Genomic DNA, 16590 nt, shown 5'->3' with positions numbered 1-16590 from the left:
TATCAGACCGCCCTCATCAGCAGGGTCGCGGCGACCAGGAGGGCAGCGCCGCCGAACATCGAGACCGCGTACGAGCGCGCGTAGCCGTTCTGCAGTTTGCGCAGCCGGCCGGAGAGCCCGCCGAAGCCCGCTGCCGTGCCGTTGACGACGCCGTCAACCAGGGTGTGGTCGACATATACAAGGGAGCGGGTGAGGTGTTCGCCGCCGCGGACCAGGACGACGTGGTTGAAGTCGTCCTGGAGGAGGTCGCGGCGGGCCGCGCGGGTGAGCAGGGAACCGCGCGGGGCGACGGCGGGGACGGGACGGCGGCCGTACTGGAGGTAGGCGATGCCGACGCCGATGATCAGGCAGACCATGGTGGCGCCGGTGACGACGCCGGCGCTGATCGGGGAGTCGCCCTCGCTGTGGCCGGTGATCGGCTCCAGCCAGTGCAGGAAGCGGTCGCCGATGCTGAAGAAGCCGCCGGCGAAGACCGAGCCGACCGCCAGGACGATCATGGGGATCGTCATGACCTTCGGGGACTCGTGCGGGTGCGGCTCGGCGTGCTCGCCGTGGTGTTCGGCGGCGGGCTCGGCGCTGGGGGCCTGCGGGGAGCGGGTGGGCTGGTTGCGCCAGCGTTCCTCACCGAAGAACGTCATCAGCATCACGCGCGTCATGTAGAAGGCGGTGATGGCCGCGCCGACCAGGGCGCAGGTGCCGAGGATCCAGCCCTCGGTGCCGCCCTTGGCGAACGCCGCCTCGATGATCTTGTCCTTGGAGAAGAAGCCGGACAGGCCCGGGAAGCCGATGATGGCGAGGTAGCCGAGGCCGAAGGTGATGAAGGTGACCGGCATGTACTTGCGGAGGCCGCCGTACTTGCGCATGTCGACCTCGTCGTTCATGCCGTGCATCACGGAGCCGGCGCCGAGGAAGAGCCCGGCCTTGAAGAAGCCGTGCGTCACCAGGTGCATGATCGCGAAGACGTAGCCGATCGGGCCGAGGCCGGCGGCGAGCACCATGTAGCCGATCTGCGACATGGTGGAGCCGGCGAGGGCCTTCTTGATGTCGTCCTTGGCGCAACCGACGATCGCACCGAAGAGGAGGGTGACGGCGCCGACGACGGTGACGACCAGTTGGGCGTCGGGGGCCGCGTTGAAGATCGCTCCGGAGCGGACGATCAGGTAGACGCCCGCGGTCACCATGGTCGCCGCGTGGATGAGGGCGGAGACCGGGGTGGGGCCTTCCATGGCGTCGCCGAGCCAGGACTGCAGCGGCACCTGGGCGGACTTGCCGCAGGCGGCGAGCAGCAGCATGAGGCCGATCGCGGTGAGCCGGCCCTCGGAGGCGTCGGTGGCGTGGCTGAGGACCGGACCGAAGGCGAACGTGCCGAACGTCGTGAACATCAGCATGATCGCGATGGACAGGCCCATGTCGCCGACGCGGTTGACGATGAAGGCTTTCTTCGCCGCGGTCGCCGCGCTGGGCTTGTGCTGCCAGAAGCCGATCAGCAGGTACGAGGCGAGGCCGACGCCCTCCCAGCCGACGTACAGCAGCAGGTAGTTGTCGGCGAGGACGAGCAGCAGCATCGCCGCGAGGAACAGGTTGAGGTAGCCGAAGAAGCGGCGGCGGCGCTCGTCGTGCTCCATGTACCCGACGGAGTACAGGTGGATGAGGGAGCCGACGCCGGTGATCAGCAGGACGAAGGTCATCGACAGCTGGTCGAGGCGGAAGGTGACGTCCGCCTGGAAGCCCTCGACCGGCACCCAGGTGTACAGGTGCTGCATCAGGGTGCGGTGTTCGGGGTTCTTGCCGAGCAGGTCGGCGAAGAGGATGACGCCGAACACGAAGGACGTCGTCGACAGGATGGTGCCGATCCAGTGGCCCACGGCGTCCAGGCGCCGGCCGCCGACGAGGAGGACGGCCGCTCCGAGCAGGGGCGCCGCGATCAGCAGCGCAATCAGGTTCTCCACGATTCAGCGACCCCTTACAGCTTCATCAGGCTGGCGTCGTCGACCGAGGCCGAGTGGCGGGTACGGAACAGCGACACGATGATCGCGAGCCCGACCACGACCTCCGCGGCGGCGACGACCATCGTGAAGAAGGCGATGATCTGGCCGTCGAGATTGCCGTGCATCCGGGAGAAGACGACGAACGCGAGGTTGCAGGCGTTCAGCATGAGCTCGATGCACATGAAGACGACGATCGCGTTCCGTCTGATCAGCACACCGGTGGCGCCGATCGTGAACAACAGGGCCGCGAGGTAGAGGTAGTAGACGGGGTTCACTTCGACGCCTCCTCGCTGCGCTTGAAGTGCGCGGGCTCGACCGGGGTCCGCTCCAGCCGTTCCTCGGAGCGCTGTTCCAGGGCGCGCAGGTCGCCGAGCGCCTCGGCGGACACGTCGCGGATCTGGCCGCGGTCGCGGAGCGTCTTGCTGACGGTGAGCTCGGACGGGGTGCCGTCGGGGAGCAGGCCGGCGATGTCCACGGCGTTGTGCCGGGCGTAGACGCCGGGGGCGGGCAGCGGCGGCAGGTGCTTGCCGTCGCGGACGCGCTGCTCGGACTGCTCGCGCTGGGTCTTGGCGCGTTCGGTGCGCTCCCGGTGGGTGAGCACCATGGCCCCGATCGCGGCGGTGATGAGCAGGGCGCCGGTGATTTCGAAGGCGAAGACGTACTTGGTGAAGATGAGGGCGGCGAGGCCCTCCACGTTGCCGTTGGCGTTGGCCTGGCCGGTGCCCGCGAAGTCCTTCAGGGAGGCGTTGGCGATGCCCGCGAGGAGCAGGACGCCGAAGCCGGCCCCGCAGAGCAGGGCCAGCCAGCGCTGGCCCTTGATGGTCTCCTTCAGGGAGTCGGCGGCGGTCACGCCGACCAGCATCACCACGAAGAGGAACAGCATCATGATCGCGCCGGTGTAGACGACGATCTGGACGATGCCGAGGAAGTAGGCGCCGTTGGCGAGGTAGAACACCGCCAGGACGATCATGGTTCCGGCGAGCGAGAGTGCGCTGTGCACGGCCCGCTTCATGAAGACGGTGCACAGGGCGCCGATCACGGCGACGGTGCCGAGGACCCAGAACTGGAAGGCCTCGCCGGTGGAGGTGGCGTAGGCGGCGAGCTGCGGGCTCATGCGTCCACCTCCCGGTCCTGCTCCTCGGGCTTCTCGCCCTTGGAGACGGCCACCTGGCGTACGGTCCCGGGGGCGGCCTCGGTGACCAGGCCCCGGTAGTAGTCCTGTTCGTCGGTCCCAGGGAAGATCGCATGGGGGGTGTCGACCATGCCCTCCTCGAGGCCGGCGAGGAGCTGTTCCTTGGTGTAGATGAGGTTGGCGCGGCTGCTGTCGGCCAGTTCGAACTCGTTGGTCATCGTGAGCGCGCGCGTGGGGCACGCCTCGATGCACAGGCCGCACAGGATGCAGCGCGCGTAGTTGATCTGGTAGACGCGGCCGTAGCGTTCACCCGGCGAGTAGCGCTCCTCGTCGGTGTTGTCGGCGCCCTCCACGTAGATGGCGTCGGCGGGGCAGGCCCAGGCGCACAGCTCGCAGCCGACGCACTTCTCCAGGCCGTCCGGATGGCGGTTGAGCTGGTGCCGTCCGTGGAACCGCGGGGCCGTGGTCTTCGCCTGTTCCGGGTACTGCTCGGTCAGCCGCTTCTTGAACATGGCCTTGAAGGTCACGCCGAAGCCGGCGACGGGGTTCTGGAAACCGGGCTTGGTCTCCTTGGGCTCCTCAGCCATCGGACGCCTCCTTTCCATCCGTAGATCCGTCACTGACAGTGTCCGGCCCGCCACTGACAATCAGCTCCCGCTCCCGGCGTGGGGTGCGCCGGGGCACCGGCGGCAGTTCCTGTCCGGGCAGTGGCGGTACGGGGAAGCCGCCCGCCATCGGGTCGAACGCGGCCGGTTCGGCAGCGGGCTGAGCGGCCTCCTTGCCCTTGTCGCGGAACATGTCGACGACGAAGGACAGGACCAGCAGGGCGAGGACTCCGCCGCCGACGTACAGGGCGATGTCGGCGAAGCCGTAGTTCTGGTTGCGCAGGGTCCGCACCGTCGCGACGAGCATCAGCCAGACGACGGAGACCGGGATGAGGACCTTCCAGCCGAGCTTCATCAGCTGGTCGTAGCGCACGCGCGGGAGCGTGCCGCGGACCCAGACGAAGCCGAACAGCAGGAGGACGACCTTGGCGACGAACCAGAGCATCGGCCACCAGCCGTGGTTGGCGCCCGCCCAGACGGTGCTGATCGGCCAGGGGGCCCGCCAGCCGCCGAGGAACAGGGTGGTCGACACGGCCGAGACGGTCACCATGTTGACGTACTCGGCGAGCATGAACATCGCGAACTTGATCGACGAGTACTCGGTGTTGAAGCCGCCGACCAGGTCGCCCTCGGACTCGGGCATGTCGAAGGGTGCGCGGTTGGTCTCGCCGATCATGGTGACGATGTAGAGGACGAAGGAGACCGGCAGCAGCAGGATGTACCAGCGGCCCTGCTGCTGGTCGACGATCGTGGACGTCGACATGGACCCGGAGTACAGGAACACGGAGGCGAACGCGGCGCCCATGGCGATCTCGTAGGAGATCATCTGCGCGCAGGAGCGCAGGCCGCCGAGGAGCGGGTAGGTGGAGCCGGAGCTCCATCCGGCGAGGACGATGCCGTAGATGCCGACGGAGGCGACCGCGAGGACGTAGAGCATCGCGATCGGCAGGTCGGTGAGCTGCATCGTTGTGCGGTGGCCGAAGATGGAGATCTCGTTGTCGGCCGGGCCGAACGGGATGACCGCGATGGCCATGAACGCCGGGATCGCCGCGACGATCGGCGCGAGGACGTAGACGACCTTGTCGGCGCGTTTGACGACGACGTCTTCCTTGAGCATCAGTTTGATGCCGTCGGCCAGCGACTGGAGCATGCCCCAGGGGCCGTGCCGGTTGGGGCCGATGCGCAGCTGCATCCAGGCGACGACCTTGCGCTCCATGACGATGGAGATCAGCACGGTCACCATCAGGAAGGCGAAGCAGAAGACCGCCTTGATGACGACCAGCCACCACGGGTCGCGGCCGAACATGGAGAGGTCTTCAGCGGCGAGAAACGGGCTCATGCCTCCACCTCCTTGAGTGCCTCACCGGCGGTGGCCGCCGGGCCGATTCGGACGAGGGAGCCGGGCAGCGCCCCGGTGTCGGAGGCGACGCCGCCGCCGGCCGAGTTCAGCGGGAGCCAGACCACGCGGTCGGGCATCTCGGTGATCCGGAGCGGGAGTTCGACGGTGCCGGCGCCCCCGGTGACGGCGAGGAGGCCGCCGTCCTCGACGCCCGCCTCGGCGGCGGTCGCCGCGGACACGCGCGCGTGGGCGGCGTGCCGGGTGCCTGCCAGTGCGTCGTCACCGTCCTGGAGGACGCCCTGGTCGAGGAGGAGCCGGTGCCCGGCGAGCACGGCCTCCCCGGCGGCGGGCCTGGGCAGCGAGGCGGCCGTCTCCAGCGGTTCGGAGGCCTTGGGTCCGTCCCAGGCGCCGAGCCGGTCCAGTTCCGCCCGCGCGGTGCGCAGGTCGGGCAGGCCGAGGTGGACGTCCATGGCGTCGGCGAGCATCTGCAGCACGCGCGCGTCGGTGGGCGGCAGCCGCCGGGTCATCTGCTCGGGCTTGAGGGCGGCTTCGAAGAGACGCGCCCGGCCTTCCCAGTTGAGGAAGGTGCCAGCCTTCTCGGCGACCGCGGCGACCGGCAGGACGACGTCGGCGTGTTCGGTGACCTCGCTGGGCCGCAGCTCCAGGGAGACCAGGAAGCCGACGGCTTCGAGTGCGGCACGCGCGCGTGCAGGGTCGGGCAGGTCGGCGACCTCGACGCCGGCGACCAGCAGGGCGGACAGTTCGCCGCGGACGGCGGCCTCGACGATCTGGCCGGTGTCGCGGCCGTAGCGGAGCGGGAGTTCGGCGACGCCCCAGGCGGCGGCGACCTCCTCACGCGCGCGTGGGTCGGTGGCCGGGCGGCCGCCCGGCAGCAGCGACGGCAGCGCGCCGGCCTCGAGCGCGCCGCGCTCACCTGCCCGGCGCGGGATCCAGACCAGCTGTGCGCCGGTGGCGGTGGCGGCCCGTACGGCGGCGGTGAGGCCGCCGGCGACCGATGCCAGCCGCTCCCCTACGACGATCACCGCGCCGTCGGAGCGCAGCGCTTCGGCGGCCCGGGTGCCGGGCTCCTCCAGGCCGACTCCGCTGGCGAGGGCGTCCAGCCACTCGGTCTCGGTGCCGGGTGCGGCCGGCAGCAGCGTGCCGCCGGCCTTCTCCAGCCCGCGTGTGGCGTACGTGGCGAGGGAGAACACCTGCTGCTTGTGCTTGCGCCATGCCTTGCGCAGCCTCAGGAAGACGCCGGGTGCCTCCTCCTCCGACTCGAACCCGACCAGGAGGACGGCGGGCGCCTGCTCCAGGGAGGTGTAGGTGACGCCCGTACCGTCCAGGTCGCGGCCGCGGCCCGCCACCCGTGCGGCCAGGAAGTCGGCCTCCTCGCTGGTGTGCACGCGCGCGCGGAAGTCGATGTCGTTGGTGTCGAGGGCCACGCGCGCGAACTTGCTGTACGCGTAGGCGTCCTCGACGGTGAGCCGGCCGCCGGTGAGGACGCCGGCCCGGGAGCGGGCGGCGGCCAGGCCCCGGGCGGCGGCTTCGAGGGCCTCCGGCCAGGAGGCGGGTTCGAGGACGCCCTGGGCGTTGCGGACCAGCGGGGTCTCCAGGCGGTCCTTCTGCTGTGTGTACCGGAACGCGAAGCGTCCCTTGTCGCAGATCCACTCCTCGTTGACCTCGGGGTCGTCGGCGGCGAGCCGTCGCATGACCTTGCCGCGCCGGTGGTCGGTGCGGGTGGCGCAGCCGCCCGAGCAGTGCTCGCACACGGACGACGAGGAGATCAGGTCGAAGGGCCGGGAGCGGAAGCGGTACGCCGCCGAGGTGAGGGCGCCGACCGGGCAGATCTGGATGGTGTTCCCGGAGAAGTACGACTCGAACGGGTCGCCCTCGCCGGTGCCGACCTGCTGCAGCGCGCCGCGCTCCAGGAGTTCGATCATCGGGTCGCCGGCGATCTGGTTGGAGAACCGGGTGCAGCGGGCGCACAACACGCACCGCTCGCGGTCCAGGAGCACCTGGGTGGAGATCGGGACGGGCTTCTCGTAGGTGCGCTTGCGGCCGTCGAAGCGGGAGTCGGCGTTGCCGTGCGACATGGCCTGGTTCTGCAGCGGGCACTCGCCGCCCTTGTCGCAGACCGGGCAGTCCAGCGGGTGGTTGATGAGCAGCAGCTCCATCACGCCGTGCTGGGCCTTCTCGGCGACGGGCGAGGTGAGGTGAGTCTTCACCACCATCCCGTCCGTACAGGTGATCGTGCAGGAGGCCATGGGCTTGCGCTGCCCCTCGACCTCGACGATGCACTGGCGGCAGGCGCCGGCCGGGTCGAGCAGGGGGTGGTCGCAGAAGCGCGGGATCTCGATGCCGAGCTGTTCGGCGGCGCGGATGACCAGGGTGCCCTTGGGCACGCTGATCTCGATGCCGTCGATCGTCAGCGTGACGAGGTCCTCCGGCGGGACCGCCGCCGTTCCCCCCGAGGAGGGGGAACTCGTGGTCACGGTCATGCGTTCACCTCCGGGCGGTCCGCCCAGGCCGTCGACTTGGCCGGGTCGAAGGGGCAGCCCCGGCCCGTGATGTGCTGTTCGTACTCCTCGCGGAAGTACTTGAGCGAGGAGAAGATCGGGGACGCCGCGCCGTCGCCGAGGGCGCAGAAGGACTTGCCGTTGATGTTGTCGGCGATGTCGTTCAGCTTGTCGAGGTCGGACATCACGCCCTTGCCGGCCTCGATGTCGCGGAGCAACTGCACGAGCCAGTAGGTGCCTTCGCGGCAGGGGGTGCACTTGCCGCAGGACTCGTGGGCGTAGAACTCGGTCCAGCGGGTGACGGCGCGCACCACGCAGGTGGTCTCGTCGAAGCACTGGAGTGCCTTGGTGCCGAGCATGGAGCCCGCGGCGCCCACTCCTTCGTAGTCGAGGGGGACGTCGAGGTGCTCGTCGGTGAACATGGGTGTCGAGGAACCGCCCGGGGTCCAGAACTTCAGGCGGTGGCCCTCGCGCATCCCGCCGCTCATGTCGAGGAGCTGGCGCAGGGTGATGCCGAGCGGTGCCTCGTACTGGCCGGGGCTCGCGACGTGGCCGCTGAGGGAGTAGAGCGTGAAGCCGGGCGACTTCTCGCTCCCCATCGACCTGAACCATTCCTTGCCCTTGTGGAGGATGGCGGGAACCGAGGCGATGGACTCGACGTTGTTCACAACAGTCGGGCAGGCATAGAGCCCTTCGACAGCAGGGAAGGGGGGACGCAGTCGCGGTTGACCGCGGCGGCCTTCGAGCGAGTCGAGCAGTGCGGTCTCCTCACCGCAGATGTACGCGCCGGCGCCGGCGTGCACGGTGAGCTGCAGGTCGAGTCCGCTGCCGAGGATGTTCTCGCCGAGATAGCCGGCCGCGTAGGCCTCGCGGACGGCCTCGTGCAGCCGCCGCAGGACCGGGACGACTTCACCGCGCAGGTAGATGAAGGCATGCGACGACCGGATGGCGTAGCACGCGATCACGATGCCCTCGATGAGGCTGTGCGGGTTGGCGAACAGGAGCGGGATGTCCTTGCAGGTCCCGGGCTCCGATTCGTCGGCGTTGACAACTAGATAGTGCGGTTTGCCGTCTCCCTGCGGAATGAACTGCCACTTCATCCCGGTGGGGAATCCCGCGCCGCCGCGGCCGCGCAGTCCGGACTCCTTGACATAGGCGATCAGGTCGTCCGGTGACATGGCGAGCGCCTTGCGGAGCCCCTCGTATCCCTCGTGCCTCCGGTAGACGTCGAGCGTCCAGGAGCGGTCCTCGTCCCAGAAGGCCGACAGCACGGGTGCGAGCAGCTTCTCGGGGCTGGTGTCCTTGAGGTCGGGTACCACCGTCATCACTCCCCCTCCTCGGCGGCAGGCCCTGCCGGGCGCGACGGGTCGGAGGCCGAGGTCTCCTGCGGTGCGTCATGGGAACTGAGGTGCTCGGCCGGCGACGGCCGGTGCACCGGCCGGTCCTGCCGGTCCGGTGCTCCCTCTTGCGGACCTCCGCGCGGATGGACCACGCGCGCGGGTGCGGCCTCACCCCTTGCCAGGCGGAGGCCCACCAGCGACGCGGGTCCCGCACTCCCGCTCTCCTCGACGGCCCCGGGCCGCTCGTCGGGGAAGCCGGCCAGGATCCGCGCGGTCTCCTTGAAGGTGCACAGCCGGGCGCCGCGGGTGGGCTCGACGTCCCGGCCGGCGCGCAGGTCGTCGACGAGGCGTTTTGCGCTGGCCGGGGTCTGGTTGTCGAAGAACTCCCAGTTGACCATCACGACGGGCGCGAAGTCGCAGGCCGCGTTGCACTCGATGTGCTCCAGGGTGACCTTGCCGTCGCCGGTGGTCTCGCCGTTGCCGACGCCCAGGTGCTCCTGGAGGGTCTCGAAGATCGCGTCGCCGCCCATGACCGCGCACAGCGTGTTGGTGCAGACGCCCACCTGGTAGTCGCCGGAGGGCTTGCGCCGGTACATGGTGTAGAAGGTGGCGACGGCGGTGACCTCGGCCGTGGTCAGCTCCAGGACGTCCGCGCAGAACTGCATCCCGGTGCGCGTGACATGCCCTTCCTCCGCCTGCACGAGGTGCAGCAGCGGCAGCAGGGCGGACCGGGAGTCGGGGTAGCGGGCGACGATGTCGCGCGCGTCCGTCTCCAGGCGGGCCCGGACGTCGTCCGGGTAGGCGGGCGCGGGCAGCTCGGGCATGCCCAGGCTGATTCCGCGCTCCGAGGAAGAGGTGGTCACCGGTCGACGCCTCCCATCACGGGGTCGATGGACGCGACGGCGACGATGACGTCGGCGACCTGGCCGCCCTCGCACATCGCCGCCATGGCCTGCAGGTTGGTGAAGGACGGGTCGCGGAAGTGGACCCGGTAGGGGCGGGTGCCGCCGTCGGACACGGCGTGTACGCCGAGTTCGCCCTTGGGGGACTCGACGGCCGCGTAGGCCTGGCCGGGCGGGACCCGGAAGCCCTCGGTGACCAGCTTGAAGTGGTGGATCAGGGCCTCCATGGAGGTGCCCATGATCTTCTTGATGTGGTCGAGGGAGTTGCCGAGTCCGTCCGGCCCGAGGGCGAGCTGGGCGGGCCAGGCGATCTTCTTGTCGGCGACCATGACCGGTCCGGGCTGGAGCCGGTCCAGGCACTGCTCGACGATGCCGAGCGACTGGCGCATCTCCTCCAGGCGGACCAGGAAGCGGCCGTAGGCGTCGCAGGTGTCGGCGGTCGGGATCTCGAAGTCGTACGTCTCGTAGCCGCAGTAGGGCTGTGCCTTGCGCAGGTCGTGCGGCAGGCCCGCGGCGCGCACGATCGGGCCGGTGGCGCCGAGGGCCATGCAGCCGGCCAGGTCGAGGTAGCCGATGTCCTGCATGCGGGCCTTGAAGATGGGATTCCCGGTGGCGAGCTTGTCGTACTCCGGGAGGTTCTTGCGCATCTTCTTCACGAACTCGCGGATCTGGTCGACCGCGCCGGGCGGCAGGTCCTGGGCGAGGCCGCCGGGGCGGATGTAGGCGTGGTTCATCCGCAGGCCGGTGATGAGTTCGTAGAGATCGAGAATCATTTCACGATCACGGAAGCCGTAGATCATGATCGTGGTGGCGCCGAGTTCCATGCCGCCGGTGGCGATGCACACCAGGTGGGAGGAGAGCCGGTTCAGCTCCATCAGGAGCACCCGGATGATCTTGGCGCGCTCGCTGATCTGGTCCTCGATGCCGAGGAGCTTCTCGACGGCGAGACAGTAGGCGGTCTCGTTGAAGAAGGACGTCAGGTAGTCCATGCGGGTCACGAACGTGGTGCCCTGCGTCCACGTGCGGAACTCGAGGTTCTTCTCGATGCCGGTGTGCAGGTAGCCGATGCCGCAGCGGGCCTCGGTGACCGTCTCGCCGTCGATCTCCAGGATGAGGCGGAGCACTCCATGGGTGGACGGGTGCTGGGGACCCATGTTGACGACGATGCGTTCGTCGTCGGCGCGGGCCGCGGACTGGACGATCTCGTCCCAGTCGCCGCCGGTGACCGTGTATACGGTGCCCTCGGTGGTTTCGCGGGCGGCTGCTGACTGTGTGCTCACGAGTACGACCTCCGCTGGTCCGGAGCCGGGATCTGGGCGCCCTTGTACTCGACGGGGATGCCGCCGAGCGGGTAGTCCTTGCGCTGCGGATGGCCCTGCCAGTCGTCCGGCATCATGATCCGCGTCAGGGCCGGGTGACCGTCGAAGACGATCCCGAAGAAGTCGTAGGTCTCGCGCTCGTGCCAGTCGTTGGTGGGATAGACCGGGACCAGCGACGGGATGTGCGGGTCGGCGTCCGGGGCGCTGACCTCCAGGCGGATCAGCCGGTTGTGGGTGATCGAGCGCAGGTGGTAGACGGCGTGCAGCTCGCGGCCCTTGTCGTGCAGGTAGTGGACGCCGCTGACGCCGGTGCACAGTTCGAAGCGCAGGGCGGGGTCGTCGCGCAGGGTGCGGGCGACGCGCGGAAGATGCTCGCGCTCGATGTGGAAGGTGAGCTCGCCGCGGTCGACGACCGTCTTCTCGATGGCGTTGTCCGGGAGCAGTCCCTGCTCCTCCAGGGCGCCTTCGAGCTCGTCGGCGACCTCGTCGAACCAGCCGCCGTAGGGGCGGGCGGCCGGTCCCGGGAGGCGGACCGAGCGGACCAGGCCGCCGTAGCCGGAGGTGTCGCCGCCGTTGTTGGCGCCGAACATGCCGCGCTGGACGCGGATCTCCTCTCCGCCCTGGCCGCGCTGGCCGGGGAGGTTGTCGGCGGCCAGGTCCTTCTCGGGGTTGACCCCGTTGTGGCCGTTCACGTCGCTCACCGCAGCAGCCCCTTCATCTCGATCGTGGGCAGGGCCTTGAGCGCCGCCTCCTCCGCCTCCCGGGCCGCTTCCTTCGCGTTGACGCCGAGCTTGGAGGTCTGGATCTTCTGGTGGAGCTTGAGGATCGCGTCCATCAGCATCTCGGGGCGGGGCGGGCAGCCCGGCAGGTAGATGTCGACGGGGACGATGTGGTCGACGCCCTGGACGATCGCGTAGTTGTTGAACATGCCGCCCGATGAGGCGCAGACGCCCATGGAGATCACCCACTTGGGGTTGGGCATCTGGTCGTAGACCTGCCTGAGCACCGGCGCCATCTTCTGGCTGACCCGGCCGGCGACGATCATGAGGTCGGCCTGGCGGGGTGAGCCGCGGAAGACCTCCATGCCGAAGCGGGCCAGGTCGTAGCGGCCGGCGCCGGTGGTCATCATCTCGATGGCGCAGCAGGCGAGGCCGAAGGTGGCGGGGAAGACGGACGCCTTGCGCACCCAGCCCGCGGCCTGCTCGACGGTGGTCAGCAGGAAGCCGCTCGGCAGCTTTTCTTCGAGTCCCATGTCCAAAGACCCCTCAGTCCCATTCCAGGCCGCCGCGCCGCCAGACGTATGCGTAGGCGACGAAGACGGTGAGCACGAAGAGCAGCATCTCCACGAGCCCGAAAACACCCAGGGCGTCGAAGGTGACGGCCCACGGGTAGAGGAAGACGATCTCGATGTCGAAGACGATGAAGAGCATCGCCGTCAGGTAGTACTTGATCGGGAAACGCCCGCCGCCGGCCGGCGTGGGGGTCGGCTCGATACCGCACTCGTAGGCTTCGAGCTTGGCGCGGTTGTACCGCTTCGGACCGATCAGCGTGGCCATGACCACGGAGAAGATCGCAAAGCCTGCCCCGAGGGCTCCCAGTACGAGGATGGGCGCATAGGCGTTCACCGCTCCTCGCTCCTCTCAGTCGGCACTGACTGGTGGCGGTTCGGATCGGGCTCCCCACCTGCCTCGTCCGTCCCGCGAACCCCGCGCGTCCCAGGCGAAGATCGCGAACATGTGAAGCAGGTCACAAGCCCAACTGCCTCGCATCTTATGCCTGCCGCTCTGTGATCTGCGACACGGGGTATTCCACAAGCTTTGTGATCTCCACCACCTGACGATCGATCATGAAGTCGGATGAGTGGTGATCTTCGTACGCGAAGCGTTCAGCTGATCACCAGAAGTGACAATTTCGACCGTTGATGCAGACCAGATGGGGTCGCGAGCGGGCGTCTCTATATCAAGAGGGTTCCTCTGCATGCAAATTCGCCGTGGACGAGACCCCTTGATAGTGAGCCGCGTTCACACATCAGAGGGAGGTTCGGCGGCCGATGTGGACGCGTGCGCGCGTTCACGAACCCGGACGCGCGAGACGCGCCTCCACCGGTAACCGTTCCGTGACCTCCACCACATCGATGAGAGGCGCCTGAGAACGGGGCTTGGCCAACCATCCCGACCGATGGTAGGCGGGGGGCAATCCGGACGTAACAGCGAAAGAACGTGATCACGGGCTTGATCACAGGAGTCCGCAATGTCCGTTACGGCGTCAATAAAGGAAGACGCGCGAGGGATTCGCCGTCTCGATTGAGCAACTGTGGCGCAGCACACGTTTCTTGTAGATATGAAGGAGCCCCTGATACCGGTTGTTCCCATGTCCCACACCGCTCACATACGCAGCCACCGAAAACCCCGCCGCAGCGCGACGACAAGCATCGCCGTGCGCGCCGGAGTTGCCAGTGGCGTCCTCGGCATGGCAGCGGCGGGCGCGGCCTCGGCGAGTGCCGCCGAACCCGTGACGCAGACGCTCGAACTGCCCACCCTGACGGCCGATCTGGCCACCCAGGTGGCCCAGTCCGCCGACGCCACGCAGCAGGCTGCGGCGAACTACACCCTCCAGGCCGAGCGCGACGCGGCTGCCGCAAATGCCGCGAAGCAGGCCAAGGCGGACCTCGCCGAGGCCAAGCAGAAGGCCGAGGCCAAGAAGAAGAAGGCCGAGGAGGCCCGCAAGGCCGCCGCTGAGCGCGCCGCCTCGCGCAGCGCCGAGCGGACCACCCTCAGCGCCTCCACGACCTCCAGCGCCGCCACGAGCACGTCCACGGCGACCGGTTCGGCGGCCGCGGTGGTCGCCTTCGTGAAGGCACAGATCGGCGACGCCTACGTCTCCGGCGGCACGGGCCCCAACTCGTGGGACTGCTCGGGCCTCGTCCAGGCCGCCTTCAAGTCGGTCGGTGTCAGCCTGCCGCGCGTCTCCCAGGACCAGTCGACGCAGGGCACCCAGGTCTCGCTGAGCAACCTCCAGCCCGGCGACATCCTCTACTGGGGCAGCGCCGGCAGCGCGTACCACGTGGCGGTGTACGTGGGCGACGGCATGTTCGTGGGCGCGCAGAACCCCTCCAGCGGCGTCGGTGAGCACCCGCTGTCGTACGACCCGCCGACCGGCGCGGTGCGGGTGCTCTGACAACCCGGGCAACCAAGACAACTCAGGCATCGCACAAGCACGGTAGGGCCGCAGCCGCTCGGGGGCAGCGGCCCTTCCGGCGTACCCGCCCGGCCACGGATCGCCCCGCCGTGCGGGTCACCCTCCCCCCGGCCGGTTTTCCACAGGCCGCAGCCCCTCGCGAGGGTTTTCCACAGGCCCGCCCGTGATCCGGTGACTCCTGGGATGCTCGGTGCAGGCCGCTCGCACACGGTGCGGCCGCCCCGAGATCCGAGAAGGAGAACATCGCGATGCCACGCGTCTTCGTCCAGGGCAACCCCATGGACTACTACCCCCGGCACGCCCCCGAAGCCCGGCGCGGATCGGTGCGCCGGATCACCGAGACCGGTGAGGACGTCCTGCACAAGCCGTGCCGGGACGTCACCGAGTTCGGCCCCGACCTCGCCGCGCTCATCGACGACATGTTCCGCACCATGTACATCGCCGAGGGAGCCGGCCTCGCGGCGAACCAAGTCGGGGTCGACCTGCGGCTCTTCGTGTACGACTGCCCCGACGGCGACGGTATCCGACATGTCGGGCACATCGTCAACCCCGTCCTGGAGGCACCGGACCCGGCCGGGCGGCGGCTGCTCGACAAGGGGGAGGGCTGCCTGTCGGTGCCGGGGGCGGTGATGGAGGTGCCGCGGCCGGACCGCGCGGTCGTGCACGGCCGGGACAAGGAAGGCAATCCGCTCACCATCGAGGGAACGGGGTATTTCGCCCGCTGCCTGGCGCACGAGACCGACCATGTGAACGGGCGCGTGTATCTCGAGCGCCTGTCCAGGCGGGAGCGGAAGGAAGCGCTGCGGCAGATGGCGGACCGGCGGGAGGACGTCTACGCCCGCCGGGCCGCCCACATCGAGGCGACCGGCTCCTAGGAGCGGTCAGGCCTTCGGGGCCACCTTGCTCAGGCCGTTGATGATGCGGTCCATCGCGTCGCCGCCGGTCGGGTCGGTGAGGTTCGCCAGGAGCTTCAGGGTGAACTTCATCAGCAGCGGGTGGGTCAGGCCGCGCTGGGCGGCGATCTGCATGACCTTCGGGTTGCCGATGAGCTTCACGAAGGCGCGGCCCAGGGTGTAGTAGCCGCCGTAGGTGTCCTTGAGGACGCGCGGGTAGCGCTGCAGGGCCAGCTCGCGCCCGCTGGGCGTGGCCCGCGCGTGGGCCTGGACGATGACGTCGGCGGCGATCTGGCCGGATTCCATGGCGTAGGCGATGCCCTCACCGTTGAAGGGGTTCACCAGGCCGCCGGCGTCGCCGACGAGGAGGAGGCCGCGGGTGTAGTGGGGCTGGCGGTTGAAGGCCATGGGGAGGGCGGCGCCGCGGATCGGGCCGGTCATGTTCTCGGGGGTGTAGCCCCAGTCCTCGGGCATGGAGGCGCACCAGGCCTTGAGGACCTCGCGCCAGTCCAGTTCCTTGAAGGAGTCGGAGGTGTTCAGGACGCCGAGACCCACGTTGGAGGTGCCGTCGCCCATGCCGAAGATCCAGCCGTAGCCGGGAAGGAGGCGGTCCTGGGGGCCGCGGCGGTCCCAGAGTTCCAGCCAGGACTCCAGGTAGTCGTCGTCGTGCCGGGGGGAGGTGAAATAGGTCCGGACGGCCACGCCCATCGGGCGGTCCTCGCGGCGGTGCAGGCCCATCGCGAGGGAGAGCCGGGTGGAGTTGCCGTCGGCGGCCACGACGAGTGGCGCGTGGAAGGTGACTTCGCGCTTCTCCTCGCCGAGCTTGGCGTGCACGCCGGTGATCCGGCCGGTGCGGTCGTCGACGATCGGGGCGCCGACGTTGCAGCGCTCGTAGAGGCGGGCGCCCGCCTTCTGCGCCTGGCGGGCGAGCTGTTCGTCGAAGTCGTCGCGCTTGCGGACCAGGCCGTAGTCGGGGAAGGAGGCGAGATCCGGCCAGTCGAGCTGGAGGCGGGTGCCGCCGCCGATGATGCGCAGGCCCTTGTTGCGCAGCCAGCCGGCCTCCTCGGAGATGTCGATGCCCATGGCGACCAGCTGTTTCACCGCGCGCGGGGTGAGTCCGTCGCCGCACACCTTCTCGCGCGGGAACTCGGTCTTCTCCAGCAGGAGGACGTCGAGGCCGGACTTGGCGAGGTGGTAGGCCGTCGTGGAGCCGGCTGGCCCCGCGCCGACGACGATGACATCGGCGGTGTTTTCGGAGAGGGGCTCGGTCACGGCGGGGGCTCCCCAAGGCTCGAAATCTGCGTGCCGACCGGCACTGGACATGGGCAGTCTATTCAGCGGTACTGATCACCCTG

General features: G+C 69.2%; 15 protein-coding genes. 2 read left to right on the top strand and 13 right to left on the bottom strand.

The features are described from left to right. Window positions 1-2 precede the first annotated feature (2 nt). From nuoL to ACFY0K_RS28300, 12 genes are read right to left on the bottom strand one after another with little or no spacing between them, the layout of a single operon-like run. Window positions 3-1949, bottom strand: coding sequence for an NADH-quinone oxidoreductase subunit L (gene nuoL, locus ACFY0K_RS28355; protein ID WP_390642216.1), 1947 nt, complete (start codon window positions 1947-1949; stop codon window positions 3-5). 14 nt (window positions 1950-1963) lie between these two features. Continuing rightward, the gene (gene nuoK / locus ACFY0K_RS28350; protein ID WP_046726439.1) at window positions 1964-2263 is read right to left on the bottom strand and encodes an NADH-quinone oxidoreductase subunit NuoK; all 300 of its coding nucleotides are present in this window, start codon (window positions 2261-2263) and stop codon (window positions 1964-1966) included. Beyond that, window positions 2260-3102 carry an NADH-quinone oxidoreductase subunit J gene (locus ACFY0K_RS28345; RefSeq protein WP_390642215.1) on the bottom strand — a complete coding sequence of 281 codons (843 nt, stop codon included), beginning with the start codon at window positions 3100-3102 and terminating at the stop codon, window positions 2260-2262. Before ACFY0K_RS28345 ends, nuoK begins: the two co-directional genes overlap by 4 nt. Next, window positions 3099-3707 (bottom strand): NADH-quinone oxidoreductase subunit NuoI, encoded by a 609-nt coding sequence (nuoI, locus tag ACFY0K_RS28340; RefSeq protein WP_352354357.1) that lies wholly within the window; start codon window positions 3705-3707, stop codon window positions 3099-3101. Before nuoI ends, ACFY0K_RS28345 begins: the two co-directional genes overlap by 4 nt. Continuing rightward, window positions 3700-5064, bottom strand: coding sequence for an NADH-quinone oxidoreductase subunit NuoH (gene nuoH, locus ACFY0K_RS28335; RefSeq protein ID WP_390642214.1), 1365 nt, complete (start codon window positions 5062-5064; stop codon window positions 3700-3702). The genes nuoI and nuoH overlap by 8 nt, the downstream gene beginning before the upstream one ends. Then, complete coding sequence (locus tag ACFY0K_RS28330) at window positions 5061-7565, bottom strand: NADH-quinone oxidoreductase subunit G (RefSeq protein ID WP_390642213.1); 2505 nt, start codon at window positions 7563-7565, stop codon at window positions 5061-5063. Before ACFY0K_RS28330 ends, nuoH begins: the two co-directional genes overlap by 4 nt. Continuing rightward, the gene (gene nuoF / locus ACFY0K_RS28325; RefSeq protein WP_390642212.1) at window positions 7562-8908 is read right to left on the bottom strand and encodes an NADH-quinone oxidoreductase subunit NuoF; all 1347 of its coding nucleotides are present in this window, start codon (window positions 8906-8908) and stop codon (window positions 7562-7564) included. The genes ACFY0K_RS28330 and nuoF overlap by 4 nt, the downstream gene beginning before the upstream one ends. After that, window positions 8908-9786, bottom strand: coding sequence for an NADH-quinone oxidoreductase subunit NuoE (gene nuoE, locus ACFY0K_RS28320; RefSeq protein WP_390642211.1), 879 nt, complete (start codon window positions 9784-9786; stop codon window positions 8908-8910). The genes nuoF and nuoE overlap by 1 nt, the downstream gene beginning before the upstream one ends. Further along, on the bottom strand, window positions 9783-11105 hold the full coding sequence (locus ACFY0K_RS28315; RefSeq protein WP_390642210.1) for an NADH-quinone oxidoreductase subunit D: 1323 nt from the start codon (window positions 11103-11105) through the stop codon (window positions 9783-9785). Before ACFY0K_RS28315 ends, nuoE begins: the two co-directional genes overlap by 4 nt. Then, the gene (locus tag ACFY0K_RS28310; RefSeq protein ID WP_382726018.1) at window positions 11102-11845 is read right to left on the bottom strand and encodes an NADH-quinone oxidoreductase subunit C; all 744 of its coding nucleotides are present in this window, start codon (window positions 11843-11845) and stop codon (window positions 11102-11104) included. The genes ACFY0K_RS28315 and ACFY0K_RS28310 overlap by 4 nt, the downstream gene beginning before the upstream one ends. Then, window positions 11842-12396 (bottom strand): NADH-quinone oxidoreductase subunit B family protein, encoded by a 555-nt coding sequence (locus tag ACFY0K_RS28305; RefSeq protein WP_053654534.1) that lies wholly within the window; start codon window positions 12394-12396, stop codon window positions 11842-11844. Before ACFY0K_RS28305 ends, ACFY0K_RS28310 begins: the two co-directional genes overlap by 4 nt. A 13-nt stretch (window positions 12397-12409) precedes the next feature. After that, complete coding sequence (locus ACFY0K_RS28300; protein ID WP_007383963.1) at window positions 12410-12769, bottom strand: NADH-quinone oxidoreductase subunit A; 360 nt, start codon at window positions 12767-12769, stop codon at window positions 12410-12412. A gap of 745 nt (window positions 12770-13514) precedes the next feature. Here ACFY0K_RS28300 and ACFY0K_RS28295 point away from each other — a divergent pair. Together ACFY0K_RS28295 and def are read left to right on the top strand one after the other, a co-directional pair. Beyond that, window positions 13515-14321 carry a C40 family peptidase gene (locus ACFY0K_RS28295; protein WP_390642209.1) on the top strand — a complete coding sequence of 269 codons (807 nt, stop codon included), beginning with the start codon at window positions 13515-13517 and terminating at the stop codon, window positions 14319-14321. A 269-nt stretch (window positions 14322-14590) separates the two neighbouring features. Further along, the gene (gene def, locus ACFY0K_RS28290) at window positions 14591-15217 is read left to right on the top strand and encodes a peptide deformylase (protein ID WP_390642208.1); all 627 of its coding nucleotides are present in this window, start codon (window positions 14591-14593) and stop codon (window positions 15215-15217) included. Window positions 15218-15223: 6 nt separating this feature from the next. Here def and ACFY0K_RS28285 read toward each other — a convergent pair whose 3' ends face one another. Beyond that, window positions 15224-16558, bottom strand: coding sequence for a geranylgeranyl reductase family protein (locus tag ACFY0K_RS28285; RefSeq protein WP_390642207.1), 1335 nt, complete (start codon window positions 16556-16558; stop codon window positions 15224-15226). Between the last annotated feature and the right edge of the window lie 32 nt (window positions 16559-16590).

Origin of the sequence: Streptomyces sp. NPDC001507 (assembly GCF_042894765.1) — a bacterium.
GTDB lineage: Bacteria > Actinomycetota > Actinomycetes > Streptomycetales > Streptomycetaceae > Streptomyces.
The sequence above is the reverse complement of the archived record's forward strand: the minus strand, read 5'-3'. Positions and strand labels throughout refer to the sequence as shown.

What these genes read in the sequence shown, in the direction of transcription:
- nuoH (WP_390642214.1), bottom strand. Translation starts at nt 5,064, where the DNA reads ATGAGCCCGTTTCTCGCCGCTGAAGACCTCTCCATGTTCGGCCGCGAC.
- ACFY0K_RS28330 (WP_390642213.1), bottom strand. Translation starts at nt 7,565, where the DNA reads ATGACCGTGACCACGAGTTCCCCCTCCTCGGGGGGAACGGCGGCGGTC.
- nuoI (WP_352354357.1), bottom strand. Translation starts at nt 3,707, where the DNA reads ATGGCTGAGGAGCCCAAGGAGACCAAGCCCGGTTTCCAGAACCCCGTC.
- ACFY0K_RS28285 (WP_390642207.1), bottom strand. Translation starts at nt 16,558, where the DNA reads ATGTCCAGTGCCGGTCGGCACGCAGATTTCGAGCCTTGGGGAGCCCCC.
- def (WP_390642208.1), top strand. Translation starts at nt 14,591, where the DNA reads ATGCCACGCGTCTTCGTCCAGGGCAACCCCATGGACTACTACCCCCGG.
- ACFY0K_RS28345 (WP_390642215.1), bottom strand. Translation starts at nt 3,102, where the DNA reads ATGAGCCCGCAGCTCGCCGCCTACGCCACCTCCACCGGCGAGGCCTTC.
- nuoF (WP_390642212.1), bottom strand. Translation starts at nt 8,908, where the DNA reads ATGACGGTGGTACCCGACCTCAAGGACACCAGCCCCGAGAAGCTGCTC.
- ACFY0K_RS28295 (WP_390642209.1), top strand. Translation starts at nt 13,515, where the DNA reads ATGTCCCACACCGCTCACATACGCAGCCACCGAAAACCCCGCCGCAGC.
- ACFY0K_RS28305 (WP_053654534.1), bottom strand. Translation starts at nt 12,396, where the DNA reads ATGGGACTCGAAGAAAAGCTGCCGAGCGGCTTCCTGCTGACCACCGTC.